At 60.4% G+C, this 23,317-nt stretch carries 14 protein-coding genes and 1 tRNA gene; 5 read left to right on the plus strand and 10 right to left on the minus strand.

Annotated elements, in window-relative coordinates; all coding sequences use genetic code 11:
* Window positions 1-11 precede the first annotated feature (11 nt).
* Complete coding sequence (locus A4R35_RS14830) at window positions 12-1,286, minus strand: M16 family metallopeptidase (protein ID WP_189361837.1); 1,275 nt, start codon at window positions 1,284-1,286, stop codon at window positions 12-14.
* 336 nt (window positions 1,287-1,622) lie between these two features.
* Between A4R35_RS14830 and A4R35_RS14835 the strand changes: the two genes are divergently transcribed.
* Both A4R35_RS14835 and A4R35_RS14840 read left to right on the plus strand, forming a co-directional pair.
* Window positions 1,623-1,695 (plus strand) — tRNA-Arg (locus tag A4R35_RS14835).
* 839 nt (window positions 1,696-2,534) lie between these two features.
* Window positions 2,535-3,314 (plus strand): hypothetical protein, encoded by a 780-nt coding sequence (locus A4R35_RS14840; RefSeq protein ID WP_146747229.1) that lies wholly within the window; start codon window positions 2,535-2,537, stop codon window positions 3,312-3,314.
* Window positions 3,315-3,374: 60 nt separating this feature from the next.
* Here the strand turns inward: A4R35_RS14840 and A4R35_RS14845 are convergent, their stop codons facing one another.
* From A4R35_RS14845 to A4R35_RS14860, 4 genes are all read right to left on the minus strand, one after another.
* Complete coding sequence (locus tag A4R35_RS14845) at window positions 3,375-4,250, minus strand: C40 family peptidase (RefSeq protein WP_112430666.1); 876 nt, start codon at window positions 4,248-4,250, stop codon at window positions 3,375-3,377.
* Between the two features lie 61 nt (window positions 4,251-4,311).
* Complete coding sequence (locus tag A4R35_RS14850; protein WP_112430668.1) at window positions 4,312-5,220, minus strand: proline dehydrogenase family protein; 909 nt, start codon at window positions 5,218-5,220, stop codon at window positions 4,312-4,314.
* Window positions 5,221-5,433: 213 nt separating this feature from the next.
* A complete protein-coding gene (locus A4R35_RS14855; protein ID WP_112430670.1) occupies window positions 5,434-6,306 on the minus strand; it encodes an SDR family NAD(P)-dependent oxidoreductase in 873 nt (290 codons plus the stop codon).
* A gap of 52 nt (window positions 6,307-6,358) precedes the next feature.
* Window positions 6,359-6,616 (minus strand): hypothetical protein, encoded by a 258-nt coding sequence (locus A4R35_RS14860; RefSeq protein ID WP_112430672.1) that lies wholly within the window; start codon window positions 6,614-6,616, stop codon window positions 6,359-6,361.
* 315 nt (window positions 6,617-6,931) lie between these two features.
* Here A4R35_RS14860 and A4R35_RS14865 point away from each other — a divergent pair, with 315 nt between their 5' ends.
* The gene (locus A4R35_RS14865; protein WP_112430674.1) at window positions 6,932-8,311 is read left to right on the plus strand and encodes a hypothetical protein; all 1,380 of its coding nucleotides are present in this window, start codon (window positions 6,932-6,934) and stop codon (window positions 8,309-8,311) included.
* A 166-nt stretch (window positions 8,312-8,477) separates the two neighbouring features.
* Here the strand turns inward: A4R35_RS14865 and A4R35_RS14870 are convergent, their stop codons facing one another.
* The 3 genes from A4R35_RS14870 to A4R35_RS14880 all read right to left on the minus strand — a co-directional run bounded on the left by A4R35_RS14870 (window position 8,478) and on the right by A4R35_RS14880 (window position 12,669).
* Window positions 8,478-8,801: a 2Fe-2S iron-sulfur cluster-binding protein gene (locus tag A4R35_RS14870; RefSeq protein ID WP_170293349.1), complete on the minus strand. Its 324-nt coding sequence runs from the start codon at window positions 8,799-8,801 to the stop codon at window positions 8,478-8,480.
* Between the two features lie 313 nt (window positions 8,802-9,114).
* Complete coding sequence (locus A4R35_RS14875; protein ID WP_189361839.1) at window positions 9,115-10,884, minus strand: BACON domain-containing protein; 1,770 nt, start codon at window positions 10,882-10,884, stop codon at window positions 9,115-9,117.
* Between the two features lie 762 nt (window positions 10,885-11,646).
* Window positions 11,647-12,669, minus strand: coding sequence for a hypothetical protein (locus tag A4R35_RS14880; RefSeq protein WP_112430680.1), 1,023 nt, complete (start codon window positions 12,667-12,669; stop codon window positions 11,647-11,649).
* A 469-nt stretch (window positions 12,670-13,138) separates the two neighbouring features.
* Between A4R35_RS14880 and mutL the strand changes: the two genes are divergently transcribed.
* Window positions 13,139-15,235: a DNA mismatch repair endonuclease MutL gene (gene mutL, locus A4R35_RS14885; protein WP_112430682.1), complete on the plus strand. Its 2,097-nt coding sequence runs from the start codon at window positions 13,139-13,141 to the stop codon at window positions 15,233-15,235.
* Window positions 15,235-17,838: a replication restart helicase PriA gene (gene priA, locus A4R35_RS14890; RefSeq protein ID WP_112430684.1), complete on the plus strand. Its 2,604-nt coding sequence runs from the start codon at window positions 15,235-15,237 to the stop codon at window positions 17,836-17,838. Before mutL ends, priA begins: the two co-directional genes overlap by 1 nt.
* A gap of 24 nt (window positions 17,839-17,862) precedes the next feature.
* Here the strand turns inward: priA and A4R35_RS14895 are convergent, their stop codons facing one another.
* On the minus strand, window positions 17,863-21,057 hold the full coding sequence (locus A4R35_RS14895) for a HEAT repeat domain-containing protein (protein WP_189361841.1): 3,195 nt from the start codon (window positions 21,055-21,057) through the stop codon (window positions 17,863-17,865).
* A gap of 684 nt (window positions 21,058-21,741) precedes the next feature.
* Window positions 21,742-23,136, minus strand: coding sequence for a S53 family peptidase (locus A4R35_RS14900; RefSeq protein ID WP_112430688.1), 1,395 nt, complete (start codon window positions 23,134-23,136; stop codon window positions 21,742-21,744).
* Window positions 23,137-23,317 lie beyond the last annotated feature (181 nt).

Consider the following 23,317-nt stretch of genomic DNA (forward strand, 5'->3'; position numbering starts at 1 on the left):
CGCCGACCTGTTTAGTTGAGAAGCCGCTCTTCGCTCAGGGGACCGAGGGCGACCAGGACCTGTTTTTCGCGCAGGGGAAAGCGCTGCAAGGTGCGCATGATGTCGTCGGCGGTGACGCGCTCAACGCGCTCGATTTCTTCGTCGATGCTGATGAGTCGGCCTTCGGTGACCCAGTCTGAGGCCAGGGTGCGCATGCGAGTGAAGGTTGATTCGCTGCTGAGGACGATGCTGCTGATCCATTTATCCTTGGCGCGGCGCAGTTCATCCTCGTAAATGCCATCCGCTAGCAGGCTCTCAAGCTCGGCGCGCAGGAGATGCAGGACACGGGGGGCCTCTTCGGGGGTAGAGTTGGCTTCGAGCAGGAGCATGCCGGTGTCTTCGAGGGCCCAGAGGCCGGCGCTGGCCGATTCAGCCAGGCCCTTTTGATGGATGTTCCAGTAGATGCGCGAGCCGTCGGTATCGCCCAGGATGCTGCCCCCGAGGGCGGCGGCGTAATAGTCGGGGTCCTGGATGCTGACACAGGGCATGGCCAACAGGATGATTTGCTGTCTGAGGCGCGGGTCGACGATGACGTTGTTGATGGCGTGCGCTGGTTCGTAGGGCTGTGGCTGGCGTCCACTCTCACCGGTGCGCCAGTCGCTGCACAGCTGCTCAGCTCGCGCGACGAAGCGCTCCCAGTCGAAATTGCCGGCAACAGCCAGGATCATGTTGTTGGCGCCGTAGCGACGCTGCCAGTAGTCGCGCATTTGCTCGATGCGCATGTTGCGGATACTTTCGCGCGAGCCGAGAACGTCGTGGCCCAGGGGATGGCCGTTGAAATAGGTTTGGGCCAGGCGGCGGAAGGCCAGGTTGTAGGGCTGGTCTTCGGAGCGGGCGATCTCGTTGATGATCACTTCTTTTTCGGTTTCGAAGTCGCTTTCGGCCAGACGTGGATACATCATGTCACTGAGGAGTTCGAGGGCACGCTCGCTGTATTCGCCGAGGACGCGCGCGAAATACATGGTGGCTTCGTGCGAGGTGAAGGCGTTTAACTCGGCGCCGATTTTGTTGAATTCAAGGGTGATTTGCTGCCAGTCGAGATGCTGGGTGCCTTTGAAGACCATGTGTTCGAGGAAGTGTGAGACGCCCTCGATGGCCGGGTTGTGCTCGTCGCGCGAGCCGGTGCGCACGTAGTAGGCGATGGAGACCGATTCGAAGTCGGGCATGCTCTGACCCACGATCTGCAGGCCATTGCTGAGGCGATGGGTGTGGAAGATGTCCCGACCAACGGTGATAGAATCTGTCATTCTCTCTTCCTCCGCGTGAACAGGAGCCTCATATGTTCTTTTTTCTAGCATGATAGCCCCTGCCAAGAGCGGCTGTCAAATTGAGAGGGTCGGCCTCTCGGCCCTGGCCAGTGACCAGTGAGGCCAACGAGGCCAGCAACAATGATGGCGGCCTGCTCTCGCCTGCCTGGTGTTGCTTAGGCCGCGCCAGGCACTTGACAGGACCCCAGGAGCATGCTAGGATGAAACCAGTCCACTAGCTAGCTGGCCTGATAACTGGCAGACGTATGCTTTTGCCTCTCGCTGACCGGTGCAGGCTGTTGGCTTCGAGAGCCGTTTCTATGTGTCAAGGAGGAAGGGGCCGTAGCTCAGTGGATAGAGCAGCGACCTCCTAAGTCGCGTGTCGGAGGTTCGATTCCTCTCGGCCCCACTTTTTTCTTATACCGCATAGCTGGTTGTCCGCTTCACCTGCTTTGCCTGCTCGTTCCTCGCGGATGAGAAGCCCCGACGACATACGAGACCGCCCTGTGTGAGCGACGAGAATAAGACGGACCTTCCTTTGCTTGCTGCCCCAGCATGCACCGTTGGCGTCTAAAGAGTTCTCAGCATTATTTTTTCGATGATTTTGGTATTAATATATCCGCACTTGACTTCATTATTGGAATAAGTAAGTTTGAAGATGATATCATCTCTGATGAAGGAGATTTAGATTTTTCTGATCAAATTAGAGACGATGTGAATATCGTTGATGCGAAAATACCGTCAATAGGTAATTATCCGATACATCGACGACTGTCTCTACTCCAAAAAAGATTGGAAAAGCAAAATATTACGCGTAAAATGCTTTTGTTTTCATTTAAAAAAGCAATATAATCAGGTGATCAAAAAAGGATAGTGGATGCTTTGCTATCACTGGTGCGGGCAGAGGAGCTGACTGTGAGGTTCCGCTCTGACTGTGTCCTGGCGCTGGCCTGGGTATTGGACTGTTACGACGATGATGAGGCGGTGAGGATGCTGCTGTCACTGGTCAAGAATAAGAAGTTACCCGAAAAGGTGTGTTACAACTGTATAAATTTATTGGATAATATATTAGTAAAATATGGAGATAAAAATGTAATAGAGGTTCTGCTGTCGTTGGTGGGGGATAAGAAGTTACCTGCAGGGATGCGTCATCACTGTGTAGAAGCCTTGAACAGGGTACTAAGCAGTCATGGTGATGGGGAGGCCGTAGAGGTTCTGCTGTCGTTGGTGAGGGATGAGCAGCTAGCGATGATGTCACGCCTGGCTTGTGTCGAGACGCTAGGCCACCTGGCCAAAGAGGTCGCGCCAGCGCAAACTGGAGCGCTAGCTGCGCTGGCCGATGTGAGTCTGCACAGCGAAGTACGTGCTGCTCTCGCTCTTGCGTTGGGTGAGGGAGAGCGCCTTCTCGCCGCTCCCCTGCGCCTCTGTTGGGAGCGCGAGCAAGATGAGAGGCTCAAACGTACTCTGCTCTTGGCCCTGGTATGCCTCGATGATCAGGATCTGGGCGTCCTGGCACAGGGTGAAGAGCTGGCTCTCCAGGGCCATCCTGGTGGGTCTCTGGACCCTTCAGAGAGTTCCCTCTGGGATGCCTACTTGCCTGAGTATCTGGCAAAGCATAGCAGACCGGAGACGCTGGGGCGCTTGCTGAGGAGGAGCAGGTTTTCGAGGGGATGGTTCTCAGGCTCGTTGATAAAGGCGATAGAGACTGCTGAACGTCGCGACCTGGTGCCTGTGCTGCTCGATGTCTTGGAGCACTCGTCGCTGAGGGCAGAGCCGACGAAGCTCAGGGGCGTAAAGCTCCAGGGCATTATACGGGCGCTCAGCCAGCTAGGTGAAACGCCCGAAGTTGCCAGGCGCCTGCTTGCGCTCTTCCAGAGGGCAGTTACGGATGCCACTCTTCCGGTCGGCTACTGGGTCGTTGATTACCTTTTTGAAGCGCTCTGGCACGTCACGCGGCGGGCTGGCCTGCTGGTCGTCGAACGCCCGCGCGGCAGCCATCGCTACGTCCTGCTCCCGCGCCGCTCCTGAACGGCCATCGACAGCTCGCACAGCCTGTACACTTTCCCCCAGCCGGCCAGCCTCACTCACTCAAGTCTGGTCTGGCGGCCCCTCCGCCTGCTCATCCTCCCTCACCACGCGCTTCACCCCCCACACACAGCTCGCCAGCCGCTCGTTATAGTCCTCGTCGCCCGGCTCCAGACTATTGATCACCACGCGATTATACTCCACCCCCTCCGCATGCACAAAGCGCCGCTCATCCAGAGCCAGCGCCACATGCGTAATCCGCTCGCGCCCAAAAAAGAGCAAGTCGCCGGCGCGCAGCTCTGTCAGCGGCACCGAGCGCGGCAAAAAAGCATACTGCTGATCCGCATCGCGCGGCAGCACATAGCCCGCCATCCGATAACAGAGCTGGACCAGGCCGCTGCAATCGATCCCCTCGCAGGTTGTCCCGCCCCATAGGTAGGGCGTGCCCAGCAGCTCGCGGGCATACTCCAAAGCCACCCTCACGGGGCGGCGCGGAAAAGCCTCGTGGGCCAGCTGTACCGCCACCGCCTCGCGCTCCAACCAGCCACGGCGCTCGCCCGGCAGAGCCACCTCCACCCGTGAGGTAAAACGCAGATCGGTCACCGGCAAGAGCGTCGACAGATAGACCGATTCCAGCGTCTCAACGCCCTCCGCCGCTGCAAAGAGCCAGGTTCGCGGCCTCTGCACCACCGCCACCAGCGGCAGCGCCGTCCCACAGCCCTCACCAACCCGGCAGAAGCCCGTCACAATCGGCTCTTCCAGATCGGCCTCGCGCAGCCAGCCGCTGTAATCCGAAAGCTGCCCATGGAGCCATTCGCCCTGCTCCCCATCAACTACCACCTCGCGGTTCAGCAGCGCCTGCGTCACCAGCTCTGAAGCCGCATCCGGCTCGCGCCGCACATCCGCCACCGGCACCGCCACCACCAGCTTCGTCGTCATCACAGCGCTTACTCCTCCATTGCCTGAGAGAAACGTCTGGCGCTCGTGAGCTAAAGAGCGCTCAGCGCCACAGATTGCTCAAGACAAACATCAGATTGGCCGGACGCTCCGCCAGGCGGCGCATCAGATACGGGTACCACTGTGAACCATAGGGCACATAGACCCGCACATGGTAGCCCTCGCGTGCCAGCCGCTCCTGAAGGTCGCGCCGGATACCATACAGCATCTGAAACTCGAACGCATCGCGGCTAATGCCGTGATCGCGTGCAAAGCGACAGGCCGCCGTAATCATGGCCTCATCATGCGTGGCAATAGCCGGAAAGTTCCCACGTGCCAGCAACATCCCCATCAAGCGCACATAATTCGCATCCACCTCCGCCTTCTGCGGAAAAGCCAGATCCGGCGGCTCCTTGTAGGCTCCCTTCACCAGCCGCACCCGTACCCCTTCTTGCAGCAGACGCTCCAGATCATCCTTGCTGCGATACAGATAAGCCTGGATCACCGTCCCAACCTGGGCAAACTCGCGGTGCAGGCGCAGCGTTAGATCGATCGTCCGCTCGGTATAGGCCGAGCTTTCCATATCGATACAGACAAAGATCCCCAGACGAGCAGCCTCCGACAACAAGCGGCGGAGATTCTCCTCGCACAGCTCCTGAGCAATATCCAGGCCCAGCGCCGTCAACTTGATCGAGATATTGGCCTCCAGGCCGCTCTCCTTAATGCACTCCAGAGCGCGGATGTAATCCTCGGTCGCCGCCCGCGCCTCGTGCTCGTCGGTAACGTTCTCGCCGAGATGATCCAGTGCCACGCTCAGCCCCTGCTGATTGAGCGTGCGGGTGACCTCGATACTGTCGCTCAGCTGCTCGCCAGCCACGAAGCGGTGAGAGAAATTGCGCGCTGTCCGGTTCGACAGCGCAAAGTTGCGCAGCCCATCATGCTGCGATAGATACAGCAGTGTATCTCTGAGCATCAGTGCCCCCTCTGGCCAATGACAAAATGGAGATGATCAAGCATCAGCATAGCCTTGTCTTGCTAAGCTTTCCTGCCCCTATGATAGCACAAAAATAGCCGCCCTGGCTCCCTTGCCACTGGGTTCCAGAGCAGCTCAGCGCTCCTCGGAACAGTCGAGCTAGCCCGGTGAGGATGCGCCCCGGGCGTAAGCTCCACCGCAGCCAGCGCGAGGCTACCAGCGCAGTGAGCGACGAATCTGCCAGTCCCAGAAGCGATCGGGGAGCCAATAGCGCAGGCGCATTGCCCAGGCCATCGCTGGCGGAACAGCATAACGCGTGCGTGGGCGAGGGCTGCGCAGAATCTTCTCAACTGTCTGGGCGAACAGCTCCGGCGGGAATCCCCCCCTGCCAGCGGCCAGGCGCGTCGCACTCTTCTCCATCACTGTCAGCAGGCGCTCGTAAGGACTCCCCTGGCCGCGATACTGCTCCAGCTTACCACGCGCCCGTTCCATACTCGTACGCCAGATCCCTGTCGGGCTAGAGGTCGGCTCGATCACCACCACCCGCACACCGAAGGGAGCCAGCTCCACCCGCAAACTATCGCTGAGAGCCTCCAGCGCGAACTTGCTCGCTCCATAGGGGCCCAGAGCCGGCAAGGGAATACGGCCATTAACACTGCTCACATTAATAATCGTCCCGCGCGCCTCCTTCAGCAGAGGGAGCAGCGCCTGCGTCACCCCGATATGGGCAATCGTATTGATCTCAAACTGCGCACGCAGATCGTCGAGGTCGATCAGTTCCAGGGGACCGGCGAAAGCCGTGCCCGCGTTGTTGAGGAGCGCTGTCAATGCTGGCGTTGCCGCCGCCACCTGTTCAGCCAGAGCCTTCACCTGGGCGGCATCTGTAATATCACACAAGAGCGGCGTCAGGTTTCCATTGATGCCGAGCGCCTTGGCCTCTGCCAGCAACTGCTCCGCGTCTGCTTCGCGTCGCACCGTCGCAAAGACCTGCCAGCCACGTCGCGCCAGGTGGAGGGTCGTAACCCGACCGAAGCCGCTGGAACAACCCGTAATTACAATGGTCGCATTCCCTGCCGTCTTACTCATGTTGCTCTCTGCTCCTCTCCTTTCTCTCTGTCGCTCTGCCGCTGACGAGAGATTAGAAAAGCTCCTCGCCCTCCTGATCTTCAGGGCGCGGGCCAGGCCCGATGCGATCCCAGAGACCCAGGCGGATCAACTCACAGCGGGCCTCAAAGCCGAACTGCTCGGGGTCCATCTCGCGGCCATGACGGAGGACCAGGCTGCGCAGCATCTCGATCTGCTCCGCCTTTGAAGCAACATCCTGCTCAAAAGGAATATGCTGCGCCAGATGCTCTACCGCCTGACGCTGATACCATTGCTCCTGTGACTCTGCCATAGGCACCCGCTCAGTAGGCAGTCAGATCAAGACCAACAAGCTGCAAGTGAGCAATCGCCGGTGGTGCTGCCAACCAGCCAACCAGCAAAAAAGCAGGCCAGGCTGCACCTGTCGGCCTTGCACCCCTTCATCAAGGTAATGCTATCATGGCCGCTCCCGGCGGCGCAAGGGCGCCCGTATCCTGGCTAGGCCTGTGGGAGAGATACACTCTGAAACAGATTTGTATACGTTGGACATAGCCATTTTGCCCTAAAGCGCCCGCTCACTCTTGACCGCATCAGGCAACAATGCTACTGTCAGAAAGGAGATCGATGCTTGATAGATAACTTCCGGTATATAGCGAAGGTGATTGTGATGATGCTCTGTGTCCACTGTAATACGTATCGACCGGAGGGCGAGGGTCCCTGTCCCTATTGCGGCGGGCCAGCGCCGGCCAGGCCGGCTGATGGCGCCAACGGCAGCAACGGCAGCGGCTTCTTCTCCACTGGCAGTGGCCACACGACGGTTGCCATGCCGCCGCTGGGTTCCTCCTTTGGCGCTGCCTCTGGGGCAGGAGCTGGAACAGGAACAGAGTGGCAGGCACAATCACTGTCGAGCTATCAGCCGTATCAGAACTATCAGCAGGGGCTGGGCAATGGCGAGAGCGGGGGAAGCTCGGCAATCAACTATCCGACCGCCGGTCCTGGCGGCTCCGATCTCAGCTATCCAGCCTTGAGCGCTCCTGGTTTCAGTGTCCCCCCGGCGGTGGATGGAGCTGAAAGTTTCTCCGCCCCCCTCTGGGGCCAGAATCAATCTCCGCAGCCGGGTGGGGCAAGCGAGGCCGTTTCCCAGGAACCTTTCCCGCCAGGCCAGCAGCAATTTCCTGGTACTTACCCAGGCATCGAGGGAATGCCGGCCCAGCAACAGACCGGTCCCCAGCCTCTACTTCAGGGCCAGGGTCAGCAGACGATGGCCATGCTGCCCGTGCTCTATCAGGACCCGGCCAATCCTTCTACGCAGTCGCTGATCCTCATTCCACAGGCCCAGGGCCAGGGCATCAACACCGGTGCTCTCTTGCCGTTCGGTCAGCAGATGCCGGGCCCTCCGATTGCCGGCATCCCGACGGAAGAGGAGGCGCTCTACATCCCGCCGATGTATACGAAGCCGAGGCCGATCATCCCACGTTACCGTGCCATCAGCGGCTTCCTCAGCTTCATGATCGTTATTCTCTTACTGTGCAGCGGAGCAACCTATTACGCCAAAGTGACTGGTAAGCTGGCCTTCCTGGGGCAACTGGTAGGCGTCGCTCCGCCCAACGTGGTGGCGACACCGGTGCCTAACCTGCCCGACCCCAAAGCCAGCGAGAATGGCCCGGCCTACGGGATCATTAGCTCGGCCACAACCGCGCCCAGCGTCGACCCCAAGACCGGCATCGCGCTCCAGCCCAGTCAGGTCTTTAAACCTGGCCAGACTGTTTACCTGACCTATAGCGTCCACGCCAAAAAAGCCGGCACGGTCACCGTCAAATGGTACACCAATGGCCTGCTCTATCAGGTGCTCTCAAAAGCCACTCCGGACCCGAAAGGCGGCTCATGGACGGGCGTTTCTATGATGCGCTTTACTCAGCCCCTCGAAGGCATGATCGAACTCTACTGGAACGATACGGGGAAACAGCCCCAGCTGGCCATTCGCCTCTACTTCGTTGTGCGTCCCTAGCCTAGCAACCTGCCAATATGCGAGCGAGGCTGGTCATCGTGCTGCGCTGGTGGTCTGGCCTGGAGAGGACCTTCTGAATGGGGCCCTCCAAATAAAAAGGAGGAAGGAGGCAAGGGCGGCCACAGACGCAGGGACTGCCCCGCTCCTTCTCTGCCTCTATCCGGTGCTAGGCTTCTTCCCCGCGCCTCTTGCACAACGTCTCAACGTTCACGTCGCCGTAGACGCGTACCTGGCAGGCCAGACGCACATTCGGATTCTTCTTAAGATCGTTGCGCAGCCAGAACTTTTCCATGAAGGTCAGCTCATTCGTATTGCTGGCGGGGTAGACCGCTACGCGATCCGTGCCACAGAGTCCATTGCCATGACAGTTGGCGAATTTCCACATGCCGCAGTAAACTGGCACATCATGCTCAAGCGCTGGATAGCGCACGTTGTCGCCTTCAGGAACCTCAACCTTGACCTTTTCACGTACAAACGTAATCGTTGGCACGATGAATTCCTCCGCAGGAATGGTGCTGGCTCTCTTTGAATGCTCCTTTGCCGGGGACCAGCCAGCCAGTCAGCAAAACAGACAGAACCTAACCAGGCCGGTGAGAGAGCGCGGGCCCAGTCTCACCTGGCCTCGATCTGGCCCCTCGTTTCCTCCACACGCTGACCTCTAACCAGTTGACCTTGTACCTGTGCTGTGTCAGGCGCGTCGGGGGTCTGTTGCTGCTGTGCCTGGTGAGAGTGTAGCATAGAGCACCAGGGCTAGCAAGGGCGGGGGGAGCCGGGACACAGAGCTGCCTGGCCTGGTCTGAGCCTTAGATAACAGCGATGAGAACGAGGACCTGCTGCGGGGCCACCAGAGGAGCCAGGTCCTGATCACGCTCTGCTACCGTCAGTGTCAGGCTCAGCGAGGTATTGGCAGGCACCTGAGAGAGCACGGGGACAATGCTGACAGTCACGTCTTGTCCAGGCGCCAGAGGGCCACCACTATCGGGTGTGATCTTCAGAGGCGGGTCGCTCTTATCTACGGTAATGGTCCAGTTGAGCGGTGCCTTGCCTCCATTGCTAATGGTCACAGTTTCAGCCGCCGGCGTCGTACCGTGTGGCACATCGAAGATGAGGATCGTTGGCTCAATGCTAATCGTGGGCAAAGCCAGCGCCTGCACTGTTAAAGTGACAGTGATTTCCTGTTTGAGCGCGCCGGCGCTGAAGATCAGGCTCCCCTGATAACTTCCTGGGGCCAGGCCAGCCACATTGATCTGCACCTTCACCGTGACACGCGCCCCCGGGGCCAGCGTTCCTGACGTTGGCGTGGCCCCCAGCCAAGTTCCATTATCGCTGGTGCTGCTTGTCAAGGACCAGCTCACCGTGAGGCCGCCATTGTTGTACAACGTCAGCGACTGCGGCGGAGGATTCTGACCCTGAGTCGTTGTGAAGCTAAGAGCAGACGGTGTCAGGGCCAGCTGACCCGGTGCCACCACATGCAAGCTAACCAGCAACTGTGGTCCCTCTCCTACCCCGCCGACGCTCTCAAAGTGCACCGTCCCTTGATAGTCCCCCACAGAGAGCGAGGCCGGCGAAACCGTCACGCTGAGCGTGATACTGGCTTCGGCCTCCAGGTGACCAGCGCTCGGAGTGACCTGGAGCCAGTCCCCGCCGGCGTTAGTGGTCACCTGACTGCTCCAGTCGAGCGCCTGCTGGCTATGGTTCTGCAGAGCCACCGTCTGCCTCAGTGGGGTCTGGGCGTCGCTGCTCGCCGTATAGCTCAAGCTAGCGGGCGCAATACTCAGAGTGGCCGAGGGTCCCAGGACTGTCATGGTGACCGTCAAGACTTGTGAGGGTCTTCCCTGTCCACCTGCCTGCTGGAGGAAGGTCACATGGGCTGTATAGCTGCCGGCTGCCAGCTCTCCGCGCTGGGCCACCAGGGTAACCACCTCGCTCCCGATAAAGCTGCCGCTGGCCGGATCTACCCGAAGCCAGGAACGATCGCAGCTGGCCCGCCAGTTTAGCTGACCATCGCCAGCGTTGAGCAGAGTAATCGCCAGCCGCGTCGTTGTCCCAGGAAGATCGGCCCCCAGATCAACGGTGTAATCAGAGAGCCTCAGCTGTGCCGGCGTCGAGGGCGACGACAGCACCGTGATTGTCGTCGCAATGCTCAGCAGCTGGGTTTCATCGACAACCAGAAGCTGATGCTCTCCAGGCTGCCAGTCCGGAGTTACAGTCACCTGAATGGCAAAGGCGCCAATCGCATTGGCCTGCACGTGCAGCGGCTGACCGTGGGCATCTCGTAGGGGAATCGTTCCATCACGCCGCAAAATGAGCAGGTCTCCTGTCCCGAATCCCTTGCCGACCAGGGTCAGACTCTCGTTGAAATGCAGCTGGCGCGGAATCACCGTCAGCGAAGGCGTCAGCGTCGCGACCGACCAGCGGCGGCTGAAGAACAGATAGGTAAGAGCTGCACTCATTGCCAGCGCTACCAGGAACAGTACCAGCAGCGCGCGCAGCAAGAGATCGCGTCGTTGAGAAAAAGAGCCTGGAGGCGCTATCTCGTGGGCGCTGGCACTCTCTCCACGCTGGATGCGCACAGGTGAGGGCAAGACTTCCTGGCGCTGCAAGAGCCTCGGCTGCGGTTCTGCGGCGTCAGCGCTGGCGGCAGGAGAAGCCGACTGCTGAGGCGCAGGTTCCTCCCAAATGGCGGACGGCGGCACCGAAAACGGGCTGGAAAGATAAGGCAGGTCCTCGGGGTGCAGTCCAGCATGATAGCCGATTGGCTGGGGCGAGGCCGGGGGAATGGAGCGTCTCCGCGGTCTGCCTTTTTTCCTCAGCACAGAAGAAAGCCCAAGGGGACGCCCACAGTGACGGCACACCTGGGCATGAGCAGGCACTGGTTTATGGCAATAATGACAACGCTTGGTCTGCATTGGTGTGTCCCACTCTCTGACCTTGCTGCCCATGAGCACGGCTAAACGACTGACCTGACCGGCTAGACTAGCCCACCTCATGGCAGGTTGCTCCGGCTCTCAACCAGACTGAGGCCGGACTGTTGGGGAGGGAACTGCTCGCATGCTCTCTTCTGAGATAGACGTCAGACCTGGCCTGACATCCAGGGGAGAAGCAGGACCGATCATAGTGTATCATAATTTTTCAACATGGGCACAACAGTAGCTGGAGGCAGGCTCTCTCCAGACTGGCGGTGCTGAAAGGGAGCAGACAATGTGCACTGCAAGGGCAGACGACAGGGAGAGTATCGCAAGGAGTGGGAGAGGAGCAGACCCTGAATGAGGATAACAGGGGTTGCGAGGGATGCACTATAGGCACCACAGCCCTCGCAGATCCCTGGGAGCGGCTTACAACTCGTCGCTCTCGCTCGCGGGAGCTACCTGCGCGAGTAGCTCCTCTTCCAGTTGGCGCCAGGCCAGGGCTTCGGCCTGGCTGACGTCGAGCGGCTGGTGCTGGCGCGCGGCCTCGCTCATCATCCGCGCTACATGACGGCGCAAGTTGGCGAGCAAGGGCTTTTGCACTTCCAGAGGTGGCAGCCTGTAAAGGCGAAGTAGATCGATAGGATAGAATTCATCAGGTTCAAAGGCGAGCAGTAGCAGATTCCTGTATTTGTGCAGAAGAGAGAGCCGCTCCTGAGCCTGCAGCTGCAGCCGGCTACTCACCGCCAGCAGACAGCCGGCAACGCGGCGAGCGCGAACAATCGGGCAGGCCACAGCACTCAGAGCCTCATCCTGCACCAGTGGCTCCAATCCAGGGGCCGGAAACGTCAGCGGAGCCCGTGCTGGTACCTGAAAGATGACTGTGCGCGCGATAGAGACCGCGTGACCGGCCAGGGACTCGCTGCCGTAAAAGCAGGCTTCGCTCTGCGAACTGAGCTGCCAGCGCCGACTGTCGTTGACCAGCGCCGTACGCAGACTGCGCACATATCCATCGCGTGAGGGCGGCATGCAGCGCACAATGATTAAACTCAGCCCCTGCCGCCGTGGATCAAGATGAATGGTGGCTTGCTGCAGCACAAGATTACTGATCGCCCAGGTGCGTAGCGGCATCGGCACCCTCAGCGCAGCATTCAAGACACGGTCATAGAAAACAGGAGCGATCTCCTGAGCCTCACTGCAGAGAGAGGCACTCTGGTCACTCCGGCTCAGTAGGGCAAATTCCTGCGCTACCCGCTCCAGCAGCCCTTGGTGATGGTGTGGCAATGCACAGAAGAGACGATAGAGTGCATAAGGACAGGGAGACTCTTCGCCGGCGGCCCAGCGTGCCAGGGTCGTGGAGGAGATACCTGCTGCTTCTAACAAGTGCATTTGCTCTTGAGGATTGTCTTCGATGCTGCTCAGGAATTCATTCCATCGTTGAGGCTCGTACATTCTTCCTTCCTTGGACCCTCTCAATAGCTACACACCGCTCCTCACCTAACTATAGCACGCTCCTCCGACCTCGGCCATTAAAATTCCGTTAAAATTATGAGCAATACATCTTTTATCTACGATCAGCATAGATAAATAGTTATATCTTTTCGTAGAGAGCAGTCAAGCCGAGGGCAAGTGGCATGTGAGGCCCCAAAAAGGCTACTGCGGCTCATCCTGCCCGGGAAAAGCGATAGCGAGCGAACCCGCTAGCAGTCGAGCGCGAAGCGTGGATTGCAGGCCGCACCAGGGGTAGTTCTATGGTATAATCAGTCAGTACGAACACTCGTTCTTGCCCTGCCTGGTTCTGCTGAGGAGGAGGAGGTCAAGGCCGAGCGAAGCTAATCTGAGGAGTGGAGCGAGGGCGGGAGCAGCGTGGAGTAGCGTGTTTCTCCCTGCTCGCTTCAGCAGCGAAGGAAGAGTCTGCCCTATGCCGATTCGCCAACTGGCCCCGGAGGTCGCAGCCAAAATCGCCGCTGGCGAGGTGGTGGAGCGCCCCGCCTCGGTCGTTAAAGAATTAATCGAGAACAGCATTGATGCCGGTGCCTCGCAGATCCGCGTCGACCTCATCCGCGGCGGCCTGCAACTGATACGGGTGAGCGACAATGGCTGCGGTATTCCGGCGGAAGAACTGCCGTTAGCCCTGGCGCGCCATGCCACGAGCAAAGTCAGCACTGTTGAGGATCTGGAGAGCATTCGTTCGCTGGGTTTTCGCGGGGAGGCTCTGGCGAGCATCGCCGCGGTAGCTGAGGTTGTCTTGATCAGCCGTCCCCGTGGCGCCTTGCATAGTGCTCAGATCAGCGCTTGCAATGGGCAAATTTCGGCAGTCAGTCCTGCCGCTTCGCCTGAAGGCACCATTGTCACAGTACGCAACCTCTTCAGCGCTGTGCCGGCGCGTCTGAAGTTTCTGAAGAGCCGTCAGACAGAAGTCAGTCATTGTTTGCATTTGCTCCAGCAGTACGCCCTGGCGTACCCCGAGATTCGCTTCACGGTCACCAGCGAAGGGCGCGAGGTCTTTGCGACCCCTGGCGATGGTCAACTGGCTACGGTGCTGGTGCAGATGTATGGCCCGGCGGTGGCCAGGCAGATGGTGCCGCTCAGTGGCCAGTCTGCCGATGATCCCGAACGCCCGGTGATCAGCGGCTATGTCAGCCGGCCTGCCTGTTATAAGAGTACGCGCCAGTATCTCTCGTTCTTTGTCAATCGCCGTTGGGTCCACAGTCGTCTGCTGATTGCCGCTGTTGAGGAGGCCTATCGCACCCTGCTGCTCAGCGGACGTCATCCGCTGGCGGTCATTAATATCCAGGTAGACCCATCCCAGATCGATGTCAATGTGCACCCCGCCAAGACGGAGATCCGCTTTCTGCGCGAGCGGCGGATCTATGCCGAACTGATGCGTGCGGTACGGCGCGCTGTCCTGGAGGAGGCGGAGGCGCCAAGCTGGCAGCCGGCTCAGCGGTCGGCCCCCTCGGCTGCTGCCAGCACCGATACGATATTGGCCTCCCCGGAAGCCGAGTTGTCGCCCCAATCTCTAGAAGAAGGGACTGTCGCAGAGGAGCAGGCGGCAGCTTTGGCCCCGGGCGCGAGCGTGCAGGAGCAGTCAAGGGAGGCTTCCACCCCGCTGGCTGATCCTGCGCCGCGTAAAGGTCCTGAGAGCGGTAGTAGCCTCGGCTTGCGACATGCTTTCCCTCTTGATAATCCCTGGCTGACGGTCAGCGAGGAGGAACGTGGAGAGCGAGCTGCCCTGCAGTCCCGTCTTTGGCAGAGTCATCTACGTCCGCAGCAAGGTGAATCCACGCGCGGGCGCCGTCTTCTGAAAGCCATTCCCTCCACGTCCGCGGAACCCGCGCAGGGTGGAATAGAGGCGGCGCGGGAGCAGACTGCTCCACTGACTCCGGAGGAGGTCCTGGTCGCTGCACAGCCCGGACCTTCTCCGGAGCACAGTCGTTTCCCTGAGCTGCGGGTCATCGGACAGTTGCTTCAGAGCTATATCGTGGCCGAGGGGCGCGATGGCCTTTACTTGATTGATCAGCATGCTGCTCACGAGCGCATTGTCCTGGAGCGTATGCTGGCTGCACGTCAGGAGCAGACCTCGCTCGCCCAGATGCTGCTGACCCCTTTGCGCCTTGATCTCTCGCCTGCCGAGTTGGAGGCCATCGAGGAGCGCCTTGACGATCTGCGCAGTTTGGGCTTCGAGCTGGAGATACTCGATCATGGCCAGGTGCTGGCCCGTGCCGTCCCCTCTGTACTTGCCAGGCAGCTCAGCGCGCGTTCGCTGCAGGAGCTGCTCAGGGAGCTGACGGCCCCCGAGCACGATGGCTACAGCCAGACCTGGGAGGAGCATGCCCTCGCCAACATCGCTTGTAAGGCCGCCATTAAAGCCAACTATTTTCTAACCAGCAGCGAGATGCGCGAACTGATCGAGCAGCTGGCCCGCACGCGCGCGCCCTTTAGCTGTTGTCATGGTCGACCGACGACGATCCATTTCAGCGCTGCGGCTCTAGAACGCGAATTCGGGAGGCGCTAGTGTTTGCCGAGGTGCTAACTGTGGCCGCTAGCTGGCAGGGCGAGCGACCCCTGTTGACTTATGAAATACCGGGGGAGCTGGCCGGACAACTTCAGCCGGGCCAGCTGGTGGCCGTTCCCTATGGCGAACGGCTGGTCGAAGGTATCATTTGGCAGCTGGCGGAGTCCTGCGAGCACAACGCGCCAGAAACGCTGCGCCCCCTGCATGCTCTGCTTGACCCGCAGCCGGTGCTTCTGCCTCATCAACGTGCCCTGGCGGAGTGGATGGCCGACTACTATGTGACCTCGCTGGCTCTGGTTGTACAGCTGATGCTCCCGCCTGGCTTGCTGCAGGGGTCGCGCGCTGTGCTGACTCTCGCCAATGCGGAGCCGCAAGCAACGACCTCGCTGCCGCTCCAGGCGCTGATCGGTCTGCTCCTGGATGAGGGCGAGATCGATGTTGCCCGCCTGCGGAGCATGCTGGGTCCTACGCGCGCCCGCCTTCTGCTCAAGGAAGCCGTGGCCAGTGGCCTGATCGAGCGCGTGCCACGCCTGGCGGAGCCGCGTCTGCGTCCGCGGCTACAGCGCGCTGTGCGACTCTGTCTGAGCGGCGAGGAGCTGGCTGCCTGGAAGCGGCGTCTGCAAGAAAGCCTTCCACAGAATCTGGTGCCCGATGTCGCTCCTGCCTCAACCATCGAGCTGCTGCATTTCTCTCCTCCGCTACGCCGACGTCCATCCTCGGCGGCCCCTTTGTCGCTTGGAGGGCCTGCGGTCAAAGCCCCTGCCGCGGCAGCCGATGGGGGCCCACCAAGTCAGGAGGGCCTGCGCGCTCTGCGCGCTCTGGCTGCCGTCGACTTACTGGAACACAGCCTGCCCGATGTCATCTGGACGCCGAGCCGCCTGGCGCGCGCCAGTGGACTCACCCAGGCTCAGCTGCAGCAGCTCATCGCTGAGGGCGTTCTGGCGATCGAAGAGAACGTGGAGGTCCGGCGCGACCCGTTGCGCGATCGACACATTGCGCCTGGCGCCCCGCTGCCGCTGACGCCTGCTCAGGAGGCGGCCTTGCGCGCCATTCTTGCCCCCGAAGCCGCTCAGCGCCCCTTGCTACTGCATGGCGTCACCGGTAGTGGCAAAACCGAGGTCTATCTGCAAGCTCTGGCGGCCCTCATTGCTCGGGGCAAGAAAGGTCTTGTGCTGGTCCCTGAGATTGCCATCACTGCCCAGGCCATCCAGCGTGTTGCTGGGCGCTTCCCGGGACGGGTAGCAATTATCCACAGCGCCCTCAGTCCGGGTGAGCGCTACGATGAATGGCGGCGCATTCGGGCCGGTCAGGTTGATGTCGTCCTCGGCTCACGCTCCGCCCTCTTTGTCCCCTTACCCGACCTGGGCATCATCATCCTTGACGAAGAGCACGAGACGGCCTACAAGCAAGAGGAGCGCCGGCCCACCTACCACGCTCGTGAGGTAGCCTGCACCTTGGGGCGGCTCCTTGATATTCCCGTTGTTCTTGGCAGCGCTACCCCTTCCGTGACCAGCTTCTATCGTGCCCAGCAAGGGGCCTATCAGCTCGTGGAGCTGCCCGAGCGCATTGGGGCCCCTCTGCCCCCGGTAGAGGTCGTCGACCTGCGCAGCGAGCTGCACGCCGGTAACACCAGCATTCTCAGTCGTCGCCTGCGTAGCGAGCTGGAGCGTGTCCTGGCCCGGCACCAGCAGGCCATTCTCTATCTCAATCGCCGCGGAGCGGCCAGCTGCGTCCTCTGTCGCGAGTGCGGCTATGTAGCCATGTGCGAACACTGCGACGTGCCGTTGACCTATCACGCCACTGAGCGCATCCTCCTCTGCCACTACTGTAATCTTCAGCGTCCCGTCTTGACGCGCTGCCCCCACTGTGACAATCACGGCCTGCGCTACTTCGGCGTCGGCACCGAGAAAGTCGAGCAGGCGATCCAGCAGACCTTTCCCAAGGCCCGGCTGCTGCGCTGGGACCGCGACACCGCTCGCACGCGGCGCGCTCATGAGCAGCTCCTGGACCGCTTTGCCAATCATGAAGCCGACATACTGATCGGCACCCAAATGATTGCCAAGGGCCTCGATCTGCCTGGAGTGACCCTGGTGGGAGTAGTCGCTGCCGACATCGCCCTCATGCTGCCAGATTTCGCCGCCACCGAGCGCGCCTTCACGCTCCTCACCCAGGTGGCGGGTCGAGCCGGGCGCGGTAGCGAGTCTGGGCTGGTGATCATCCAAACCTTCAATCCAGAGCACTTTGCCATTGAAACCGCCTCGCGCCATGCCTACCACGAATTCTACGCTGCCGAGATCGCTCTCCGTCAGCGCTACGGCTATCCCCCCTTCCGCCAGTTTGTCAAGTTCACCTACAGCCATAGTAACCGACGTCGCGCCCAGAATGAGGCCCTTCTCTTGCGCGAGCAGCTCGATCGCACTATTGCCGAGCTGGAGTTAGAGGAGACCGACATCGTGGGACCTGCCCCGGCAGTAATGGAACGCATCCGCGACGAATTCCGCTGGCAAATGATTGCACGCGGCCCTGATCTGCGTCCCCTGCTACGCGCGATCTCCATTCCGCCGGGCTGGCACATCGACATCGACCCGGTGAGCACCATGTAAAAGCCATCCCACCCGGGTCAATCGCTAGGGAATAGCCTCAATCCGTACGCATCCCTGGCCAGGCATCAGGCGCACGCCCAGACGGCGGCTGATCCTCCAGAGCGCCTCATAGACGGCATCGGCAATGTCCGCGTCCTGGAGCAGCCCCGTCAACGTCTGCAGGGTCTCCTGATCCTGGGCGAGCTGTCCGAGCGCTTCCGCCAGGGCGCGGCGCAGGTACTTATCTTCCTCCTCGCGACAGAGCAGGTGCAGGAGTTGGGGGACAATCGAGCGCTCGCCGAGCTGACCAAGGGTATGGGCAATGGTGCAACGCACCGGTAGCTCAACCTCCTCGTCGCTGAGCAGGGCCAGTAAGTATGGCCCCACACTGCGCTCGCCCAGATTGCCCAGCGTACGAGCAATCGCCTCACGCATCCAGGAGCCGCGCCGCCGGTCGGCCAGCAGCGTCAACAGTTGCGGCACCACCCAGCGCTCGCCCAGATGGCCCAAAGCCCCCGCGATTGCCTCGCGCACCGGCAGCTCAACCTCTTCATCGGCCAGCAGCTCCAGCAGCAAGGGAATGACCGAACGCTCCCCCAGGTAGCCCAAGGCTACCGCAGTGGCATACCGTACCGAGCGATCAATATATTCGTTGTCAAGCAGGCCCAAGAGCTGCGGAATCAGGCTACGCTCCCCCAGGCGGGCCAAAGCCGCCGCGATCGCATGGCGCAGTGGCAGCGGCAAGCGCTCATCAGCGAGCAAGCGCAGCAGCTGAGGGGCGACGGAGCGCTCGCCCAGCTGGCCCAGGGCCGCTGCCAGCGTATGGCGCAGCGACAGCGGGAGACGCTCATCGATCAGCAGGGCCAGTAGCTGGGGGACGATGGAGCGCTCGCCGAGTTGACCCAGCGTCGCCGCAATGGCATCACGTACCGAGGGATCAACCGCTTCATCCGTCAGCAGACGCAGCAGCTGGGGCGCAATGGAGCGCTCCCCCAGGTAGCCCAGAGCATGGGCAATGGCATAGCGTACCGAGGGATCGATTCCTTCATCGGAGAGCAGACGCAGCAGATGCGGCACAATAGAGCGCTCCCCGATCCGACCCAGGGCATTGGCAATGGCATAGCGCACCGAGGCATCGAGCTGCTCATCGACCAGAAGGTGGACAAGCGGCAGCGCTAGCGAACGCTCTCCAAGCCGACCCAGGGCATCAGCGATGGCATCGCGAACCTGGACGTCAACCCCCTCATCGGCCAGCAGATGCAAGAGGCCCATATTGACCCACTCTCCGCCGATCTCCGCCAGCACCTCTGCACTATTGCGCCGGTCCAAAGGATAGGGCGTCGCTGTCAGCAGAGCAAAGAGACGGCTGATAACCTCCTGACGCAGACCGCTCTCGCGCATCGTCGGACGCATGGCCAGACAGCGTCCCGCCAACAGCAGATTCGTATGGAAGAGATCGTCGCTGGAGCGGCGTCGCCCGCCACTGCCAAGCAGGTGCTGAAGCAGCGGGCTGATATCGCTCACTCGCCCCGCGTAGAGCAGAATCACCTCTTCCCACCAGGGATTGCCTCGCCGTTTAATCAGCTCCAGTAACTTTCCATGCTCGACAGCGTAGAGAGCAGTGAGATACTCCTGTAACGTCAAATGAAGGAAACCATACCAACCACGAGCCTGCTCCTTCAAGAGGGTGTGCTGCCCAATGATCTCGCTAAAGATCTCCTGACTCTGTTCGGCATCGAGGCCGATAGTGGGCAAGAAGCGGGCGATTTCCTGCAACAGCTCATCCTCGGGAAAGTAGCGCTGGCCACGCAGGTGGAAATGCCAGGCGATTGCCTCCAGCAGCTGGAGCTTATGCTGGGGCAAAAATTGACAGTGACGGCGGATATCGCGGCTGCTATCCCAGCGCGTCAGCAGCGTCTCCACACAGCGTCGATAGAGTTCCACGCGTCGATCTGGCAGATCCAGTTGCTCTTCATAGAGCAGGACGATCAGCGAGAGCAGTAGTGGATTGCCTGCCAGGGCCTGGACGCGGGGACTGCGTTCGAGACGATAGATCAGATCGTTCGCCGCCTCGGGGCGTAGCTGCGAGCCGGTCAGAGCCAGCCAGCGCTGAATGAACTGGCGAATGTCCTCGGGTCGAAAATCGAGCACCTCCAGCTCGCGGAAGCCAGTGAGGCGGCTGCGCTGGTGATAGCCGGCCTTGCGCGCCGTCACCACGATTGGCACCTGGGGGTAGCGCGTGGCCAGCTCTACAATCATCATAACGACAGAACGATAGGTTGACTCAGCCTCATCCTTACTGGCACCGGTCAGTGTCTCATCGAGCGCGTCGAGCAGCAGGAGCGCGCGCCCCTCTTGTAAACGGGAGTGCATCAGCGCCAGGGCCGTAGCCCGAGGGATGCGATAGCGCTCCTCCCATGTCCGTGCGGCAAATTGAATAATATCGATGTTATGAGGCGTAGCGATAGGGCTGGCAGAGACGAAGGTATTCAGCTCAACGAAGATAGGGAGGTCAGGCAGGCCCTCTAGCTGGCCAGAGAGCGAGCGCAACGCCAGATATTTCAGGAGGGTTGTCTTGCCGGCGCCCGGGTCTCCCAGCACCACGCTGCGGCGATAGCGGCGAATGGCCTCATCTGGGTCGAGCGTCGAGGCTGCCTGGCTATCGCAATAGCGGTGGCCGCTGCGGCAGAGGTCGACGAGATCGCCGCTTAACTGTCGTCCGTAGCGCTCCTCATCGAGCTGGTAGCCCGGGCGGGTCTCCTCATGCAGGCGCACACGGATATAGAGATCGAGCAGATTGATAGGAAGATTCATATCAAGAATCTGGAGGTGGGTCAAGCGAGGATCGACGCGCAACCCTGCCTGATACTGCTCAAGCGCCTGGCGCAGGCAGCGAGCGGAGAGGCGCTGACGCCAGGCATTGGCCTCCTCTTCGCTCTGGGAGGCGCGCAAGCGCCCCAGATAGAGATTAACGGAGGCGGGGATGGCTGCGGCCAGCACAGCCCCCACCAGAGAGATGAAAGCCACCACGATCGGCGTATTTTCCCACCATGCACCGCTGCTGGGAGGGCCAGCGAGCAGAGCCATTGCCATCAGCCCTGGCGCCGTTCGTGCGGCTACTGGCTGTTCCGGCCAGCCAGAGGAGAGCACACGTGGAGCAATGATTGCCCAGCCGAAGAGTGTCTGGGTCAGGATCATTGTGCCCATCGTTGCCAGAAGACGAAGAGAGCGGGTACACATACCGTCCTCGTTTCTTGGCTTGCGCACGCTGCATGCGAATACAGGCTGCCGCGAGCGGAGAACTGTGAGCCTGGAGTAAGCCTTGGTCAATATCAAGCACATCGAACAGATCACCACCTTCGTTTCCCCCCTGTGCTGGCGGGCGAAGAGAACAAGGCGGTAGTGCTGTGCGCTCAAGCCTCTCTTGCCGCCCGCCACCCTAGGGGGAAGAGAGGCAAAGATAGGAGGACGCAAAGCCGGCCAAGCCCCAGACTGGGAGCTGCTGCCTGCTGCCTCGACCCTCTCCTGAGAAGCTGTACTACCCTGTACCAGCAGGCTCGTGTGCGACGCTGCAAGGGGTATGTCGAAGGAAGAAGAAAGTCCTGGGACAACCCCGTCTGGAGGCGCTGGGGCATCCTGGACCCCGTGGTCTCTCTGCATCCTAGAAAAGAGGATAGTTGTTAGTTTGTTCTCTGTCAAAATAATTCCGCTAAATGGAACTATTCGCTATTCTTATGGATAGCATAGAGAGGAGCTATATCTTTATCATCTGATCAATAAGAAGAAGATCAGCTGAATTACCATTTAAAAGTATGGGTAAATAAGAAAATGGTGCTGTTCCTGGCAAGCGTCAGGAACAGCACCAGCGTGGATCAATTCAGCCCCGGGCCTATTGCTCGCTGGCTCTAGAGAAGGGGGAGTTCCTTAACGGAAGTGAGAGAGCAAGGGACGCATTGGGGCAGACGAAGGAGGTTGGATCAGCAAAGGAAGCAGCTTGGCCACCCGTGGCGTTCCCAGACCGGTCACGGCGTCCCAGCCAGGGCCGGCGCTATAGCCCTGGATGGCGACGGCGTTGCCCAGCCCATCCTGGCCGACAAAGGTATTGTCGCCCGAGGTAATGTCATGGAAAGCCTGCGTATAGAGATTCGAGCGTCCGATCGCGTAGAGAGCGGGGTTCAGGTTGCCCAGGCGATGGCCGGCCAGTTGATCGGCCAGAGCGGCGATCCCGGCCCACTGAGGCGAGCCGGCGCTTGTACCGCCGAAGCGGAAGACCAGATCCTCGCCCTCGCCTGATGAACTCCAGACCACCAGCACGCCGCTATCGATGCCGGCGTTGAAGGCCACGTCCGGCAGACCGCGGTAGCCGCCGATCTGGGCCACCCCATTCTGGTAATCGGGCCGCGAATAGATGGTACTAAAGCCCCCACCGCTGGCCGCCTGATACTGTGGCTCATCCCAGGCTTCCTCGCCCTGATAGCTTCCCTGCGTGCCGTTCGCCTCTAGCAGCGTCCCGCCAACTGCCGTGACCAGCGGATCGCTGGCCGGCGAAGAGACACTCAGGAAGTAGGAGTTGCCATCACAGGTATACTGAGCCGCGCCCTGATCGCCCGAGGCGGCAAAGAGCGTCATCCCTTGCGCCACCGCTTTGGCGAACAGCTCATGCTCCTGCTTGAGCAACTGGGGATCAACACAGCTCTCACCCTCGCCAAAGCTCTGCGAAATGATATCGCCCAGATTGTGCTCGACCGCGTAGCGCGTCGCGTTCAACACGTCGATATCCTGGTTGGACTTGGCCAGCACCAGAGTGATGGCCGCATCCGGCGCGATGGCATGCGCCCATTCCACATCAAGGCTGATCTCAGCAGCCCAGCCGACCTGGTTGCTGTCGAAGGCATTGAAAGGCGGCAGGCCATCGGGTGCTACAATATTGAAGCTGGGCGGGTCTGGTAAACCGAAGAGCGTGTCGAAGGTGTGCAGGTCATGGCGGATCGTCGGACTCTGGTAGGCATCGATGATCACGATGGTGTGCCCTTTCCCGGTGATCCCCTTGGCCAGGACGGGGGCAATCTCATAGGCGGTCTGAATCTGCTTCGGCCCGAAACAGGTCGCCGGATTCGTCGTCTGGCATGGGAAGGTGCGATCCTTGTTGACCGCGCCAGCGTAGATGTACTCGGGCCGATTGATCACGTAGTGCGGTTTGGCCGCTTGGACGATCTGATTGGCATAGAAGTGGATCAGTGTCCCTACCAGTAAGCCACACAGGACGATGGCGGTGGCTACCAGGTGCGGCAGCCAGCGCGTAATGGGGGTTCTCTCCATGAGAATTGTGACCTCCTTGTGAGCTAAACGGGACAATGTGCGCCGCGATCGATACCTTGCGGCACTCCATCAATCTTAGTGTAGGAGGATACAACCGCTTTTGAATAGATAAAATCAGTTAAAACATGGTTAAAGATGATGATAATCCAGTAAATGTTTGAGAGGTACAGAGATAGAAATA

It is taken from the genome of Thermogemmatispora tikiterensis (assembly GCF_003268475.1).
Classification (GTDB): domain Bacteria; phylum Chloroflexota; class Ktedonobacteria; order Ktedonobacterales; family Ktedonobacteraceae; genus Thermogemmatispora; species Thermogemmatispora tikiterensis.